The sequence below is a fragment of the Arcicella sp. LKC2W genome, from assembly GCF_034931005.1.
Taxonomy (GTDB): Bacteria; Bacteroidota; Bacteroidia; order Cytophagales; family Spirosomataceae; genus Arcicella.
Window position 1 is genome coordinate 1 of sequence record NZ_JAYGIN010000048.1, and the last position, 17,782, is coordinate 17,782.

Sequence of the window (17,782 nt, forward strand, 5' to 3'; positions counted from 1 at the left end):
AGTTAGCAGTTAGCAGTTAGCAGTTAGCAGTTAGCAGTTAGCAGTTAGCAGTTAGCAGTTAGCAGTTAGCAGTAAAAAAGCCAGTTTGGGAATTATTAGTTCCCCAAACTGGCTTTTTTTATACACTATATCAGTAAAATGTTCACTGATAACTGTTCACTGATAACACTGTTTACTGTTTAAGTGTTATCACTTTTCTGGTTTTCTCAAATCCATCGGTTGAAATTCTTACAACATAAGTATCGCCATGATAATCAGGCAATTGAATCTTTTTAATTGTCGTAAATTTATCCACTTTATATTCTGAAATAAGTCTTCCGTACAGGTCATAAATTGTGATGGTTGCCCCAATTAAATCATCTATTACTTCTACGTTAATAACACCATCTGTACTTGGATTTGGAAATACACTCATTCCATCAAAACTTAAATCTCTAACATATTTCAAGACCGCTGAGTTATTTGAATAACAAACTAATTTTCCGATTGAAGCAGGAACATTTATATAAGAAATACTCGCTTGCACTTGATAGTCTCCGTCTTTTTTGGCTTTAATAATTCTGGTTTTCAAATCCGCCTGTAAGTCTCCGTTATATCTCCAAATATAGCCTTCTTCATCTCCAACACCCTGAGCGTCTAATGAGAATGTACCCACTTGCTTTATTACTGTTGGCGTTGGATTTGCCCTTGCATCAACAGAAATCGGAGCAGATGGTTGAGAGATACACGTAGTTTCTGAGTCTTCTACTTTTTCAACTCTTGCGTAATATCTACCTGTTTTTGAAGCAAAAATAGAAATATTATCTTCCCCGTTTCCTAAAAATGTGGTATCACGCCACCAAGTAGCTTTCAAGTAACTTGAAGAAACTAATCTCACTCTTGAACCATCACAAAAAGTAGTTGCACCATTAGCAGTTAATATGGGTGTGGTTGGTAATTGATAAACTCGAACTTGAACTGCCTGAGATGGCTTAGACAAACACCCAAAACTATTGATTGATTGTACCGTAACATTCCCTTCTGTATTAACTATTATCTTAGTAGTCGTTGCTCCTGTACTCCATTTAAAAGTAAGATTATTACCTCCAGCGGCACTTAATGTAACGTTTTTATCTGCACAGAACGGAATTTTACCATCTCTCGTAATGATTGGAGATTCTGGCAATGGATTAACTGTTGTTCTTATGGTATCTGATATGGCAACGGCTTTACAACCATTAGTATCTGTAACCGCAACGGCAATTGAACTGGCTTTTGTCCATGCAAATTGACGAGCCATCGACTCTACGATAGTTTGTCCATCAACTATCCAACGATAAACATTTTTAGTTCCATTGGGTGTTGTACTTGGTGTTGTTGACTGTACAATGGTACTATCTTCCTCACAGAAAATTTTTGATTTTACCACTAAAACACTTGGCTTTGTTGGTAAAGAATTGACTGTTACTTTCAATGGTTTTGAGTATGGGGCAAAACAACCAAAAACATCTCGAACTTTTACGCTAAATGAACCAGATGTACTGGTAAAAACTTCAGGTTCGGTTGAAACTTCCTTTTGGGTACTTTCATCTCGCCAAGTATATTTAGAGACATTACCGTTTGCAACCAATGCTTTCATTGTTACTCTACCACCTTCACAAACAGTTGCTGTGATAGGAAAAGGCAAAATACTCGCTGCTTGTGGTGCTTCTCTTACAGTGACAGTCACATTTTGAGAAGTATCTGACAAACAACTCTTATCACTAATAGTACGTACATAAAACTTCCCAACTTTTCCTAATGAGGTCGTTGTGAAATACTTATTTGTTGTATCAATAAGCACTGCTTTTTTATTACTAAACTCTAAATTATCTTTTGTATTTATCCATTTATAAACACCATTTGGCGAATCCGTAGAAGTGAGTGTTACGGTTGAATCTGGACAAAAAATCAGAGGACCATTAGCCGTAATATTTGGCGTAGTTGGCAGAGGATTTATTGTTATTGTCGTAACATCAGAAGCATCTTTTGATTTACAAGCCTTGAAGTTGTTTGGAAATACAGAAACTGATTTTACACTCACTTTGATAAATTCAGTTTTGGTGCTTCTCGTGGTAAGTGGTACATCTATTTGAGCATCTTTGGCATTATTAAAATCCCATTCAAAGGTAGTACCTGCTGTTGTTGAAGATGCTCTCAACGTTGTGAAATCTTTAAAACAAAACTCTGTCGGACGTAGTGCCGTAATAATAGGTTTTGCAGGCAATGGGTCAACCGCTACTACTGTTATTAACGAAGGTAATGACGTACAAGCAGGTGTTTGAGTATCGGTATAAGTTAAACTAAAACTTCCAGCACCATAAACGGTAATGCTTTGAGTTGTTTTGTTATTATTCCACAAATAAGAACCGTTTCCTTTATTATTTGAACTCAAAACGGTACTATCAAGCTCACAAATACGATAAGTTGCCCCTTTATCAATTATTGGAATTGAAGGTCTTAAATTAACCGTTATTGTCAATGGATTTGAAGCTACCGAACTACAACCATTAGCATCTAAAGCTTTAACAGTGTAAGTATTGGTGATTCTTACAATTATACCATCTGTTCCTGTTGTAGTTGTATCTCCTGTACTACTATTCCATACATTTTTATTAGCATTATAACTTGAAGTTAATCTTACGGAATTTCCTTCACAAAAAATAGTAGCTCCTGCTGCCGTAATCGTTGGTTTAGCGGGAACAACTGGGAATAATTGTAATACCACAGGAGTTGTTGAATAATCAGAAGAACAACCTACTGAGTTATCATAAGCCACTGTATATGAATATGTTCCACCAGTTGGCACATCAACACCTTTAACATCTAAAATATTAGAAGTTGTTGAACTTGTCACAAGAACATTATTACGTTGCCAATTATATTTTGCTCCTCCACTGGTGGCAGTCAAGGTTTTAAAATCTGTTCCACAAATAATATTAGGAGAAAAACTTGCTGGCGAAATAGTTGGCGTTGTAGGTTTTGGAGAAACTTTCAAAGCATAAGGCAATGATTCTGCCGATGTACAACCAGATGAATTTACCGTAGCAACAGTATAATTATAAGTATTCGGAATTGTAACATCTGTACCTGTTACTGTAATACTATTGGTTGAACCTGTAATTAAGACTCCACTCCGCTTCCAAATATAATTTGTTGCTCCAGAAGCAGTAGTTAAGACTTGCGTAGCCGTTCCACAAATAGGCGTTGTAATGGCAGGAGTTGTAATTATTGGTGCTGTTGTAGCTGGCGAAAGCGTTAAAGTAACACCTGTTGCTGAATAATCAGAAACACAACCAACAGAGTTTGTTAACGATGCCGTGAAAAGAAATGTACCAGCGGCATCATTCCCCGTTACTGTCAAGCTACTACTTGTATTTGATAAAATAAAACTTGCTCGTCTCCACGTATATGAACTTCCTCCTCCACTTGCGTTAAGTGTTTGCGTTGAAGCTCCACAAAGTACCGTTGTACCATCGTTGGCAGTAACCGTTGGGGCGGCAGGTTTTGGAGACACTTTTAAAGTAACAGGTGATGAATCATCTGAAACACATCCAGCAGAAGTTTGCACTGCTACTGTATAATCATAACTTCCTGCAACTGTTACATCAGTTCCTGTTACTGTTATTGAATTATTTGAACCGCTGCTAATGGTTGTACCTCCACGTTTCCAGAAATAAGTCGCCCCTGAAATTGCAGCCGTAGTCAAAACCTGTGTTGCCGTTCCACAAATTGGAGCAGTAACCGTTGAGGGTGAAATAACTGGCGTAGCAGGTTTAGGCAATAAAGAAATGGCTACGGGTGAACTGGTAGCAGTACAATTCGTAGTTGTATTTGTGGTTGTTACTGTAAAATTGTAAGTTCCTGCTGTTGAAACAGAGTTACCCGCAACACTTAGTGTATTAGTAGTAACTGCTGGTGAAAGAGCCGTTCCATTACGATTCCATGAATAATTTGCAACTAAACTCGATGTTAATGTTTGCGTATTAGAACCACATATTGTAGTTGGTACTGTTGAGGGAGAAATAGTTGGAGCAGTTGGAACAATATTACTCGGAATTGTAGTACTTAGTGAAGTTGTACCCGTAGCTTTTGTAATAACCACCGAATATGAACCACTCGGTTGGTTTATCGAAGCAGTTGATGCTGTAAAAGTACCTGCTGCGTTTCTCCAACTATATGCGGTAATACCCGTTGTTGGCGAAACTGATAATGTTTGAGTACCACTACCTGTACAAGTATAAGCACCGCCTACAATAGACTGCGACCATGAAAATTGTGTCGCTAATAAAGCGAAGCAGGTTAATAGAAGTATTTTTTTGAAAATATTCATCATAATAAGGTATGCTAAAAAATAGTTGGCGGGGATATTTTTTATTAGTTTCAGAATCTCTTGCTTTATTAACGAATTTTATAACGGTAAATTTTCATCTTCATTCATTATGACCGTCACCCAAAAAGACAAGGCATTGCCTTGTCTTTACTTATATCTCATTTCTTCAAATTATTAGACTTCATCGCTTTCTGTCTCAATTTCTTGAACAGGTGGTTGTGCATTTTGCAAAGTCTTCCATAATAAATCTTTTAATTCTACCAATCCTTGCTCCATAATTGAAGAGAAGAAAATATGTGGTAAACCTTCAGGAACTTGTTTCAAAATTCTCTCACGATGTTCCTCTGTCTCAACCAAATCCATTTTAGAAATTGCCAAAATTCTTTCTTTATCCAATAAAGCAGGATTATATTGTTTTAGCTCATTCAATAATACATGATACTCTTCATTGATGTCCTCTGCGGAGGCAGGTACTAAAAATAGAAGAATAGAATTTCGCTCAATATGGCGTAAAAATCTTGTTCCTAAGCCTTTACCTTCTGCTGCTCCTTCGATAATTCCAGGAATATCCGCCATTACAAATGAACGAAATCCACGATAAGACACTACTCCTAAATTGGGAACGATTGTCGTAAATGGATAATCTGCAATTTCTGGTTTTGCTGCCGACATAACCGACAAAAGCGTTGATTTTCCAGCATTTGGAAAACCTACCAAACCAACATCAGCTAATACTTTTAATTCTAAAATCACCCATTTATCCTCTCCTATTTCACCAGGTTGAGCATAATGTGGCGATTGATTTGTTGATGATTTGAAGTTGTAATTGCCTAAACCGCCACGTCCACCACGCAACAAAATAACCTCTTCATCTTGTTTGGTAACTTCAGCTATAAAATCCCCCGTTTCAGGGTCTCTTACAATTGTTCCCAAAGGTACTTCAATGATGGCATCTGCCCCTTGCGAACCAGAACGTCTTTGTCCTTCGCCACCATTTCCATCTTTGGCAAAAATATGTTTTTGATATTTAAGGTGTAATAATGTCCAGTGGTCTGTGGTGCCTCTTAACACTACGTGACCGCCACGTCCACCATCGCCACCATCGGGACCACCTTTTGGAACGTGTTTTTCACGACGAAAGTGACTTGAACCACTTCCTCCATGACCAGAACGGACATTTATTTTAACGTAATCAATGAAATTTGAAGTCATGTTTTTAATATAGGTATAAGGTATAAAGTATAAGGTATGAAGTATCGTTACAATACCTATACCTCATACCTCATATCCCATACCTCCTTATAATGCGTCTATCGCTGTGCAAATATTTGAGAAAATCTCTTCGATATTTCCGATACCATTCACTTTTGAAACTTTACCTTGTGTTTCGTAATAAGGCAAAACATGAACAGTTTTCGAGAAATATTCGTCAATTCTTTTTAATAATTTATCCGCATCGTCATCAGCACGTCCAGATACTTTCTGACGTTCGGCGATACGGCTTTTAATTTCGTCTTCGTTTACTTCCAATTGAACAACACCATTTATCGTTTGTCCGTTCTTTTCTAAATAAGCGTCTAAAGCTTCCGCCTGAGCAACTGTACGAGGAAATCCGTCAAAAATAAACCCTTTTGCATCTGGATTTTTCGTCACTTCCTCTTCCAACATATCAATGGTGATAGAATCTGGCACTAACATTCCATCCGCTAAAATTTGCTTCACTCGCTTACCGAGGTCAGTATCATTCGAGATGTGCATACGGAATAAATCACCCGTAGAAATATGTACTAATTGATACTTTTCAATCAATTTAGCTGATTGTGTTCCTTTACCTGCCCCTGGAGGTCCAAACAAGACGAGATTTAACATTCGTTTTACGATTATTTTAAAATAACAATTATTGTTTTGTTCTAAGAACCACAAAGTTACAATAAGCATATCAAAATAAATAGAGAATTATGCTAAACCAAAATATCTATAAGCATTATGCACGCATACTATTTTGTATTAAATTTACAAAAAACAGAAGAATTCTAAGGTTTCATTTGTAAATTAGTGAGTTGTGAATTAGTGTTTTTTTGTTTTGCACTATGATTTTTCAGATTTATAGATTCTTCTTATAAATAATCTTATAATCCTCAAATCTAACGAATCGTAGTTCAGACAAATAATTTACTAAATCACTCATTTACTAAATCACTCATTCACTAAATCACAACTCAATCACTCAATCACTCAATCACTCAATCACTCAATCACTCAATAAAAAATATGGAAGAGCTATTTGCTACTGAAAAAACCAGAGATTTACTCCCAAGAATTAAAGCGTTTTTGGTGAAAGAAATATATCCACTCGAAACTGCCCAAAACCTAACGGAACGTTTTTCTAAGGTTGCCCAAATTTTAGATGAAAAGCGTGAATTGGTTAAACAATTGGGACTTTGGGGCTTACAACATACCATTGAAGAAGGCGGTCACGGACTTACGCTTTGCGAATTTGGGCAGGTTTCGGAAGTTTTGGCGACTACCCCTTTCGGACATTATACTTTCAATTGCCAAGCTCCTGACATTGGCAACATGGAATTAATTGGCAAATATGCTTCCCAAGCCATTAAAGACCGTTTTTTACATCCTTTGATTGAGGGAAAAATTCGCTCATGTTTTTCCATGACCGAACCCGATTACGCAGGTTCAAATCCCGTAAATATGGGAACAACCGCCGTGCGTGACGGTGACGAATACGTCATTAACGGCAGAAAATGGTTTACGTCTTCGGCAGATGGAGCGGCTTTTGCGGTGGTAATGGCGGTGACTAATCCCGATGCAACACCTCATAAAAGAGCGAGCCAAATCATTGTGCCAACCGATACGAAAGGCTTTAAATTAGAAAGAAATATCAGCATCATGGGCGACCACGAAGCTGACCATTGGGCGAGCCATGCGGAGGTAACATACACGGATGTACGTGTACCCGTGAGCAATTTGATTGCCGCCGAGGGCATGGGCTTTATGTTGGCACAAGAGCGACTTGGCCCGGGAAGAATCCACCACTGTATGCGTTGGATTGGGATTTCGGAGCGTTGTTTTGACCTCATGTGTAAGCGTGCTGCCACCCGTGATATGGGCGATGGCACGATGTTGGGCGAAAAACAAGCCGTACAATTTTGGATTGCAGAAAGTAGAGCAAATATTAATGCAGCTCGTTTAATGGTTTTACGGACGGCAGATAATATTGATAAATTTGGAGCATCGGCAGTACGAAATCAGATTTCGGAAATTAAATTTTTCTGTGCTAATGTGATGTTACAAGTGATTGACCACGCCATTCAAGTACACGGTGCGTATGGTATTACTGACGATTTATTATTATCATTTTGGTATCGCCACGAAAGAGGTGCAAGAATTTACGATGGAGCCGACGAAGTACACAAATCCGCTTTGGCAAGGTCAATTTTGGCAGGCTATGGATTGGAGACGAAGAAAAAGCGGTCTTCGGATGAGGCGGTGGTGGCGTTTAGTCGGTAGTTTTTACAAAGTCAGTCGCTCGCATCTTGCGAGTGACGACTATTATTAGGCATCTTGCCAATTAATATGATACAATCGGCTGGAAGCCTGTAAATAGTCGTCACTCGCCAGAGGCAAGCGACTGACTTTGAATTCAATTAGATTTCAAGTAGAATTAATTTCCAAAATTATCCAACTGTACTTGCTCCTTTAAAGTAAAATAAATTCGTCAAAAACACCCAAAAAACGTCCCTTGATTTGCAATCAAGGGCAATCAAACCTCACTTCCTCATCACCCTAAGCAACTCTTTTGTTATTACTTCATAACCTTTGTCAGAAGGGTGAAGCCCGTCATAAGTCATGTTGATGGCTTCTACTGGATAAGGATATTCGTCAGTTTCTGGATTAAAAGGAATATCTATAAATGATGGATATTTGTAGTCTTTGTAATTGCCTGTTTGTGGGTCTTTTAATCGCTTAAATTTTACGAGTTTCTTGTGCGATAACTTTTTGTTATTGTACAAATCTACCACATCAAAATGCTCATGCTTTCCAATTTCACTTATCGCCTCTGCAAATTGCGATAAATATTGTCCTTTTTTCTCTTTGTAAGAACCATAAGCATTGTTTTTCATATTGGCGATATACACAAAATCAACTCTCTGCATAGGCGTAATCAATATGATTTTTGCATCAGGATTTAACGCTCGTAACTTATTGATAATGATACGATAAGCCCCAAAAACCGTAGTAAAACCCATGTTATTTTCATAGTCTGCAAAAACGCCAAGCGGTTTGCCTCCCCACCAGTCGTTCGTTCCTAAAAATACCGTATAAATATCCGCTTTTTGCAAATTGAGGGTTTCTATTTTTTCAGCAATTTTACAGGCAGTCCAGCCATTATGTCCTTGATTGACAAATTCAATGTCTGGCAATTTTTCAACCACACGAGTCATATAACCTTTTGTTATTCTATTGCCCGTTTGGTCTTGATGGTCATTAAGATACGTTATGGAATCTCCGATGGCAGTCCACGAAATTTTTGGGGAAGTCATCGAACAAGTAACCACTAAAATTAGTAAGGAAAGTAAGATTTTTTTCATTTGGATATTTTGTTTTCATATACATTTCAAAACTTCATATCTACACGCCCAAAGCAGCCACCGCCGCTTTAAATTGTCTTCCTCTATCTTCGTAATTTTTGAATAAATCGAAGCTTGCACAAGCGGGCGAAAGCAAAACGACATCGCCTTCTGTTCCTAAATCGGCTGATAATTGAACGGCTTTTTGTAAACTATCTACCGAAAAAATCATGGATACTTTCTTTCCAAAAAACGCTAATAATTTCGAGTTATCCGTTCCCATACAAATGAGGGCTTTTACTTTTTCTGCTACTAATTGCTCAATTTGGCGGTAGTCGTTGCCTTTATCCACACCACCCATTATCAACACAATTGGGTCATTGTAGCTTCCTAAAGCATAAAAAACCGAATCTACATTAGTTGCTTTTGAGTCGTTTACGTATTTTACACCTTTAATTTCTCCGCATGGCTCAAGGCGATGTTCTACACTTTGGAAGGATTTTAAGCCTTCGGCAATTTGTTCATTTTCAAGTCCTAACGATTTTGAAACTAAAATTGCCGCTAAAGAATTTATCACATTATGCGAACCTTTTATGGGTAATTCAGCCTGTGGAAATTCAAAGGTTTCGTTCTTATAACTTACCTTCAACACTTCATTTTCTAAATATCCGCCTTGTGCATTAACCTCACCCCCTTGCCCCCTCTCCGTAATGAGAGGGGAATTTTGCAGTGAAATCGGCAAACGATTGATTGACAAATCATTACGCTTTGCTAATTCACCTGCTAATGCCTCACTTTCTTGATAATAAATAAAGTCATCGGCTGAGGTCGTATTTTGCAAAACTCTGAATTTAGATTCGATATAATTTTGAAATTCGTAATTATATCGGTCTAAATGGTCGGGCGTGATATTCAACAAAATGGCAACATCCGCCTTGAAATCGAAGCAATTATCCAATTGAAAACTGCTCAATTCTAATACAAAATAGTCGAAAGTATCTTCAATTACTTGCTTGGCAAAACTTTCGCCTACGTTGCCCGCAAGCCCAACGTTAAGTCCTGCATTTTTCAGAATATGGTAAGTCAAAAGTGTAGTGGTTGTTTTACCGTTACTACCCGTGATGGCCACAATTTTGGCTTTTGTATAACGTGAAGCAAACTCAATTTCGGAAATTACAGGGATTCTCAAAGAATGTAACTTCTTGATTAGCTCCACTTTATCGGGTATTCCAGGACTTTTTATAACTTCATTGGCATCTAAAATCTGGCTTTCGGTGTGTTCGCCTTCTTCGTAAGGAATTTCGTTTTGAGCCAAAATTTCTTTGTATTTATCCGACAATAATCCTTTGTCCGACAAAAAAACCTTAAACCCTTTGGCTTTTGCTAATAAAGCTGCTCCAACGCCACTTTCTCCACCACCCAAGACTACTATTTTTTTCATGATTTCGTTTCTCTAATTTTCTCTTTTGCTTCGCAAAATAAGTAATAAGTCGCTAATTTCAGTATTTACTGATAAATTGTTTTGGAAGGTTTCGTTAATCTAAACGGCTTAGAAACCTGTGTTACTCAAAGAGAAAATTTTGAAGTACCTTTACAATATGGAAAATCTTCAACAAATCTCCCCCATCCTTAGCAAGTTAGGAATTCAGTCATTAAATCAAATGCAACAAGAGGCTTACGAGTCTATTTTGCAAGAAAAAACCACTTTTCTGATTTCCCCGACGGGTTCTGGAAAAACATTAGCGTTCCTTTTGCCTTTATTGGAGTTATTAGACCCCAATAAAAATGCCATTCAATGCCTCATTCTCACGCCTTCACGAGAATTGGCGATGCAAATTGAGCAGGTGTGGAAAAGTATGGGAACGGGCATGAAAGTTAATGTTTGTTACGGCGGACATTCGATAGCTACCGAAATCCAAAATCTTAGCAATCCTCCTGCTCTTTTGGTGGGTACACCGGGGAGAGTTTTTGACCATATTACTCGCAGAAGTTTTGATACTTATCATATCAAAACTTTGATTTTAGATGAGTTTGATAAATCGTTGGATTTGGGTTTTCACGACCAAATGTCGTACATCATTGGCAACTTACCCAAACTTGACAAACGAGTTTTAGTTTCTGCAACCTACGGTATTAAAATCCCTGAATTTGTGGGATTTACTTCGCCTAAAACCTTAAATTTCACCCCTGAAAATGAAGAAAAAACGGCTTTGTCAATGAAGTTGGTTATTTCGGAAGAAAAGGACAAAGTAAATACCTTATTTGACTTGATTTGTTCACTAAATTCAGAGTCCGCCCTGATTTTCTGTAATCACCGTGATGCCGTAGAACGTACCGCTGAATTACTGAACGAAATGGGTATTTTCACAACTTTTTATCACGGTGGAATGGATCAAGATGACCGTGAACGTGCTTTGATTTTATTTAGAAATGGCAGTGTTAACTATTTGGTTACGACCGACTTAGCCGCCAGAGGTTTGGACATTCCAGAAATGAAGCACGTTATTCATTATCATTTGCCTTTGCAAGAGCATGAATTTACGCACAGAAATGGGCGTACTGCTCGTATGCACGCATCTGGAACGGCTTACATGATTTTTCATCGCAATGAATTTAGACCAAAATACATTGATGAATCTTTGGAAATTTTGGAACTTCCAGAGAAAAGCACTTTACCCAAACCTCCCGAATTTGTAACGATTTATATCAGCGGTGGCAAGAAAAATAAGCTAAACAAAGTGGATATTGTAGGATTTTTCTCTAAAAAAGGAGAACTTGAAAAAGGTGATTTAGGCTTGATTGAGGTAAAAGATTTCATGTCGTTTGTGGCGGTAAAACGCAGTATTTTCAGAACCCTTTTAGATAAAACGAGAGACGAAAAAATTAAAGGAAAAAAATATAAAGTGGAAATGGCGAGGTAGATTTTTAGGGGTTATTCGTAATCAAGATAGCACGCTGATGAGACTTGCCGTCCGCCTTGATGCTTCGCAACGCAGATTTTCACAGATTAATACAACAATACTGGTACAGTTTTGTCCAAAATTTTAATAATAAGCCTTCCACTTTCGTAACGAACTTATATTAAAAAAATCCATAAAATCTGCGATAGTATATTTGCGTCATCAGCGTGCCAAAAACCATCAATCGTAATTCAAAACGATGAAGCATTTTTTGCTACTTATCTTTTTTTGTATTTTTCAAGCCGAAGCACAAGTAAAAACACCTGTGTTACGTCATATTGATGCAAAAGAGGGTTTACCTTCCAATTTAGTTTGGGATGCCACCACCGATTCAGATGGTTTTACATGGTTCGCTACTGAAAGAGGTTTGGCTCGGTACGACGGTCATCGTTTCTTTTTTCTCAATAAATCTACCAAAAGAGTTTCCAGTATTTTTACTAATTCTCTCTGCAAACCTTATTTATTTGCTTTTTTTGAAAATGCAGGACTACTCAGAATTAATACAAAAACCTACCAAATTGACACTGTTCAAGCCAATAACTTCAATAATAACAGTCCAAACGACGATAAATACCGCAATTTATTTTTAGATAGTCAACAAAAATTGTGGTGGAGTACCGCCCAAACGGTTCAATGTTTGGACTTGAAAACCGCAAAAAAAACGGTCTATAAAATGACCCATGAGTTTTTGGGAGCAGAACTTTTAGGGCATTTTATTGAAGATAATCAACAGTCGGTTTGGATATTTGGGTACAATGGAGTTTACCGAAAAACGAAACAAAACAAGCAATTAGTTAAAATTTCCAATGAACCTTTTGCCTCAGTTACACAAGATAAAAAGGGCAACTTTTGGGCAGCCACTAATCAGGGAGATTTAGTCAAATTTGACCCAATTCAAGCCAAAATCCTCCAACGAATTCCTCTCAATAAACGAAATATCACGAGTCTTTCTTTTACCCACTATCAACAACAAAATGCCCTTTGGATTGGTCAAGCAAGTGCTTTGTCTTTATTTTTACCCGAAAAAAATCAGGTTATAAATCTTCCCGAAATACAAAAAAATGGCATTAGGATTAATGCTATCATTGAAAATAAAAAACAGCAAAAACGCTGGTTTTGCAGTAATGAGGGCATTTTTCAATGGAGTTCGGAAGAGAGTAAGATTGAGAACATTATCATTCCCGAATCTTTGGTAAAACATCCCGTAACGGTTAATTCTATCACGGCTGAAGATAGCAATACTTTTTGGTTGGGGCTTTCTCACACAGGCATTATGCGTTGGAAAAAATCGGATAATTCTTTTCAAGTTTTCAAATATCCAAATCCAGAAATTAGCACGAATGCTGTTCATATTTTACCCCAAAATCAGATTTGGACGAGTTCTTCGGAAGGTGTTTTTAGGGTAAAAAATGAGATTTTACAAGCAGTCAATTTAGTTGGCATCAATAAAAAGCCAATTAATGACATCACGCTTGATGACGAACAAAACCTTTGGGTAATGCCACAAAATTCGGCTATTGAAGTTTTTAAATTTTCGTCTTTAAAAGCCATTTCATTATGGAATAAAAACGAATACAAAAACTATTTTACCGAAAATGAATGGCATAATTTTGTTCATTCCTCAGATGGAAAAACTTGGCTAATTGGCTGGATGCCAAAAGCTTACGGCATTAATTATTTCGATAAAAAACAGCGTAAATTCGTTGAAACGACAGGGCTTTTTCAGCAACAAGACAAAACGGTGAGCGATTATTTTTATCGTGGTGCGATGGGACAAAAGCAAAGTATTTTGGTAGTTGCGGGTGGTTTCAATCGTTTAGATTTATCGGGGAAAGTTATCCAAAAAGTTCATTGTGATGATTGGTCGTCTATTTTTGAAAGTATCACTTGGACTCGCATCGGTGAGGATAAAAAGGGCATTGTTTGGGTAGGTACAAGCGAAGGTTTGTACGCATACATGGGTGGTGGAAAGAAAATTTTGAAGATTAAAACGTCCGACGGACTAATCACGAATGATATTACGCACGGTTTTTTGGTTGCTCCTGACAATTCTGTTTTGGTCGGTGGAGTCAATGGATTTAGTTTAATTTCAAGCAACTTTACGAGTGTCAAAAAAACTCATAACCAATTGATTTTGGGAAGCTTAAAGGTTTTGAATCAAGAAACGACCATTCCCGAAAATCATCAATTAACACTTGAACGAAACCAAACCAATATCAATCTTGATTTTTCAACTTTAGATTATGACTTTAATGCTACCACCAATTATCGGTATCGTCTCGGAGAAAATGCGTGGGTTGAATTGGGCAATAAACCCGAAATCAGATTCGATAATTTAAAGCCCAATCAGTATTTATTGGAAGTTCAAGCGGGTGATAATAGTGGAAATTGGTACGCCGAACCTTTCAAAATGACCATTTATTTAAAGAAAGCCTTTTATGAAACTACGGGTTTTTATGTACTGATTGTCTTATTATTAGCAGGATTTTTCTATGCTCTGTATCGTTTTCGTTATCAGCAATTACTTAAATTACAGCACGTTAGAGAAAAAATTTCAAAGGATTTACACGACGAAGTGGGTTCTACCATGAGTGGAATTAGTATTTTGGGAGCTATCATTCAACAAAAAATGCCCGATAATCCGCTGATTAAAAACTTTACGGATAGAATTGTGGAAGATTCTAAAAGAGTAGGCGATACTTTGGATGATATTGTATGGAGTGTGAAACCGCAAAATGACCAACTCGACCAACTTTTGATTAGAATGAAACGCTTTGCATCTGACCTTTTTGATGCGGAAGATATCCGTTATCAATTTGATTTGCCCGAATCTACTGAGCATATAAAATTGAGCATGGATGAGCGTTATGACCTTTATCTGATTTTTAAAGAAGCGGTTAATAATTTAACAAAATACGCAAAATGTACGGAGGTGAAGATTAAAATTGAGGTTCAAAAACATTCGCTTTTTATGCAAATTAAAGATAATGGCGTAGGTTTTAATCCAAATCAGCAAACGGAAAGGAACGGAATTAGAAATATGAGGAGCCGAACCGAAAACTTGGGTGGACGAATTAATATTCTTTCAGAAAAAGAGAAAGGCACGGATATTCAATTGGAAATTCCATTGTAACACAGGAATCTTTCCTGTGAAAATAACCATTGCAGGAAAGATTACTGTGAAAATAACCATCACAGGAAAGATTCCTGTGCTACCGTTCGCTAAAATCACACAAATATACCATTGCAAAATTTTCAGATTTAAACTTGCTTTGTGAACTCAAATCTATTGAAAACCCATAATTCCACCGAACATGATTAATGTATCCATTTATGAAGACAATCAACGTCTGAGCGATTTGTTAATGCTTTTACTTGAAAATACTGAGGGTTTTCAAGTAGTTGGCATTCATACTGACTGTACTTTGGTAGTGAATGACATGGAAAAAGAAGTTCCTGACGTAATTGTAATGGATATTGATATGCCTAATTCTAACGGTATTGAAGGGGTTTTGGCAGTAAAAAAAGTCAAACCAGCAGTGAAAGTATTGATGCACACGGTTTTTAACGATGAACGTTTGTTTGAATGTTTGCGTCACGGGGCAGATGGCTATATTTTGAAAAAAGATTCTTCTACGATGTTAGTGGCTGCCATTCGTGATTTGATGAACGGTGGAGCTCCAATGTCGCCCGAAATTGCCACTTTAGTCCTAAAAGCCTTCCGACAACCAACCACCAACGAATATCATCTTACAGAACGAGAAAAAGAGATTTTAGAATTACTAACACACGGAAATTCTTATAAAATGATTGCGGCAGAATGTTTCATTTCTACCGATACTGTTCGCCGTCATTTGCAGAATATTTATCTAAAACTACAAGTACAATCAGCCCCAGAGGCGGTTGCGAAGGCTTTACGTGAACGTTTGGTTAAGTAGTTTTTGGTGGATTGGGGATTGGTTGATTAGTTATTGGTTGATTGGTTATTAGGAAATTACTGATAATCAACTTGATATAAAAAACATCAAATCTCTAAAATGGGTATTATTTAGTCAATTCACCAATAACCAATCCACCAATTCACCAATAACCAATAACCAATCCACCAATAACCAATCCACCAATAACCAATCCACTAATAACCAATCCACTAATAACCAATCCACCAATACAAAATATCCCACAAAAGTGCCATTTACAAACGGTTTCTAATTCATGAACTTTGCTGAGCTTTAAAAACTCAAAAAATCATGAAACCCATTCTCGTCTTCCTCCTCCACATTTCAAGTATCGGTATTCCCTTTTCTCAAACCTCTGGCAATGTCCGTGTTGATGCACTCATCAAACAACAAAAACAAGCCAAATCTGGGCAGTTTTCATTTACCGTAAATGGTCAAAAATTTACCGAAAAAGTCAGTGTCATTAAATCTGAAAATACTTATGGCATTGTGGGCGATTTAATGGAAAGTACAAGACCATTAGCCATCCTATTCAAAACATTTACTTCTGGAAAATACGAACTCAATAACGATAAAAATATCATTGGCATTAATGATAAAATATATACATTGAAAGGAATCCTTGACTTAAAAGTATCTGGAAATCAAGCATCTGGCACCATATCAGGAACTCTTTTTGAGATAAATTCAAAGGGAAAACCTTCGCCTACTTCAAGTGGAAATATCTCAGGTACGTTGAGTGGTTTAGTTAATAATTTGTAGAAACGAATCATTTAATATTAACCTCTCCAAGAAAGTAAAAATCATTCTTTTTCATTACGCTTTTCAACAATTGCTAAAGAAGCTGTTTAAACTTTCGCAACTATGTCAATTCTTAATTAGATAGAATCTTATTGTCTGGGGTCGAGTTACCTCGTCTGACTATCGTCTGACTGAGTTGAACTTTACACGCAGTCAGACGATAGTCAGACGGGGTGACTAAGACGAATTATAAGTCCTATTGCTAAGAAATCTCAAAAGTTTAAACAGCTTTAAATATAAAATCATGGAAAATCAACTTTTATCAACAAAGTTCTTAACGGTCAATTACAGGAAAAAAATCCGAATCCCGATGGCAAATATCATCATGCTTGAAGCATCGGGAAATTATACCATATTTCATATTCTTAATCAGAAAAAACACTTGTATGCTAAGTGTATCAATGCTTTTGAGGAGTCACTCAAAATGGAGGGGTTTCTTCGGGTACATCGTGGCTTTATCATTAACCCCAACTATATCATAGATTATGACGAAGGCAGTAGTCTGATTTCTATGAAGTATGACTTAAAAGTTGCCGTTTCTCGAAGAAAGAAAGTCAGTCTTCGTGCGGAAGTTTTCTAAGAAAGTATTATTCCAAAAACCTAATTACCTCATCAGCAAACGATTGTGTTCCGTAAGTATTATTATGATTGCCTTTAACGGTTTTGAAAATCGCATTTTTGAAATAGGTTTGTAAAATTTTAGGGTCGCCATTATCCAAATCCTCGTCTCCGCAAATAATCATGACGGGATGATTATATTTTCCTAAATCTTGCGGAGAAGTTACGGGTTGATGTTTCTGTAAAAAGCCCAAAGCAATCGTATCAGCATTGATTGACTTTGCGTATTTTACTGCTCCTGCGGTTTCGGGGTGCAAATGGGCTTTCCCGCTAAATGCCTCCGCAAACATAATACGTCTGTCCCAATTTGGATTGGTAAAATGCTGACCAATACCTCCTAAAACCACTTTTGTTACCGCTTTATCTTTAGTCAGTAATTTTGCTCCAACAATAGATAACTTTCCTAAATAATATATAATTATTCAAAGATTTAGGTTTACAAGACCACATACGATAATCCAAACTTGTGCAATATTTTTTAGTCTGTTACGAAATGTCTCTTTTACC

At 37.1% G+C, this 17,782-nt stretch carries 13 protein-coding genes; 6 read left to right on the plus strand and 7 right to left on the minus strand.

What is annotated here, in order from left to right; translation table 11 throughout:
• Positions 1–172: 172 nt before the first annotated feature.
• The 3 genes from VB796_RS23320 to VB796_RS23330 all read right to left on the minus strand — a co-directional run bounded on the left by VB796_RS23320 (position 173) and on the right by VB796_RS23330 (position 6,220).
• Entirely contained in the window at positions 173–4,354 is a 4,182-nt protein-coding gene (locus VB796_RS23320) for a T9SS type A sorting domain-containing protein (protein ID WP_323349009.1), read from the minus strand.
• A gap of 171 nt (positions 4,355–4,525) precedes the next feature.
• Positions 4,526–5,563, minus strand: a complete 1,038-nt coding sequence (gene obgE, locus VB796_RS23325) for a GTPase ObgE (protein WP_323349010.1) — start codon at positions 5,561–5,563, stop codon at positions 4,526–4,528.
• A gap of 87 nt (positions 5,564–5,650) precedes the next feature.
• Positions 5,651–6,220, minus strand: coding sequence for an adenylate kinase (locus tag VB796_RS23330; protein ID WP_323349011.1), 570 nt, complete (start codon positions 6,218–6,220; stop codon positions 5,651–5,653).
• Between the two features lie 402 nt (positions 6,221–6,622).
• Here VB796_RS23330 and VB796_RS23335 point away from each other — a divergent pair, with 402 nt between their 5' ends.
• On the plus strand, positions 6,623–7,876 hold the full coding sequence (locus VB796_RS23335) for an acyl-CoA dehydrogenase family protein (protein WP_323349012.1): 1,254 nt from the start codon (positions 6,623–6,625) through the stop codon (positions 7,874–7,876).
• Between the two features lie 260 nt (positions 7,877–8,136).
• Here VB796_RS23335 and VB796_RS23340 read toward each other — a convergent pair whose 3' ends face one another.
• Together VB796_RS23340 and murD are read right to left on the minus strand one after the other, a co-directional pair.
• A complete protein-coding gene (locus VB796_RS23340) occupies positions 8,137–8,958 on the minus strand; it encodes an SGNH/GDSL hydrolase family protein (RefSeq protein ID WP_323349013.1) in 822 nt (273 codons plus the stop codon).
• A 40-nt stretch (positions 8,959–8,998) separates the two neighbouring features.
• A complete protein-coding gene (gene murD, locus VB796_RS23345; RefSeq protein ID WP_323349014.1) occupies positions 8,999–10,378 on the minus strand; it encodes a UDP-N-acetylmuramoyl-L-alanine--D-glutamate ligase in 1,380 nt (459 codons plus the stop codon).
• 157 nt (positions 10,379–10,535) lie between these two features.
• On the opposite strand from murD, the gene VB796_RS23350 reads away from it, so the two are divergent.
• From VB796_RS23350 to VB796_RS23360, 3 genes are all read left to right on the plus strand, one after another.
• Complete coding sequence (locus VB796_RS23350) at positions 10,536–11,858, plus strand: DEAD/DEAH box helicase (RefSeq protein ID WP_323349015.1); 1,323 nt, start codon at positions 10,536–10,538, stop codon at positions 11,856–11,858.
• Between the two features lie 238 nt (positions 11,859–12,096).
• Entirely contained in the window at positions 12,097–15,030 is a 2,934-nt protein-coding gene (locus VB796_RS23355) for an ATP-binding protein (RefSeq protein ID WP_323349016.1), read from the plus strand.
• A 181-nt stretch (positions 15,031–15,211) separates the two neighbouring features.
• Positions 15,212–15,835 carry a response regulator transcription factor gene (locus VB796_RS23360; RefSeq protein ID WP_323349017.1) on the plus strand — a complete coding sequence of 208 codons (624 nt, stop codon included), beginning with the start codon at positions 15,212–15,214 and terminating at the stop codon, positions 15,833–15,835.
• A gap of 114 nt (positions 15,836–15,949) precedes the next feature.
• On the opposite strand, the gene VB796_RS23365 is transcribed toward VB796_RS23360, so the two are convergent.
• Entirely contained in the window at positions 15,950–16,081 is a 132-nt protein-coding gene (locus VB796_RS23365) for a hypothetical protein (protein WP_323349018.1), read from the minus strand.
• 66 nt (positions 16,082–16,147) lie between these two features.
• On the opposite strand from VB796_RS23365, the gene VB796_RS23370 reads away from it, so the two are divergent.
• Together VB796_RS23370 and VB796_RS23375 are read left to right on the plus strand one after the other, a co-directional pair.
• Positions 16,148–16,618, plus strand: a complete 471-nt coding sequence (locus VB796_RS23370; RefSeq protein ID WP_323349019.1) for a hypothetical protein — start codon at positions 16,148–16,150, stop codon at positions 16,616–16,618.
• Positions 16,619–16,901: 283 nt separating this feature from the next.
• Positions 16,902–17,237 (plus strand): LytTR family DNA-binding domain-containing protein, encoded by a 336-nt coding sequence (locus VB796_RS23375; RefSeq protein WP_323349020.1) that lies wholly within the window; start codon positions 16,902–16,904, stop codon positions 17,235–17,237.
• A 7-nt stretch (positions 17,238–17,244) separates the two neighbouring features.
• Here the strand turns inward: VB796_RS23375 and VB796_RS23380 are convergent, their stop codons facing one another.
• The gene (locus VB796_RS23380; protein ID WP_323349021.1) at positions 17,245–17,622 is read right to left on the minus strand and encodes a hypothetical protein; all 378 of its coding nucleotides are present in this window, start codon (positions 17,620–17,622) and stop codon (positions 17,245–17,247) included.
• Between the last annotated feature and the right edge of the window lie 160 nt (positions 17,623–17,782).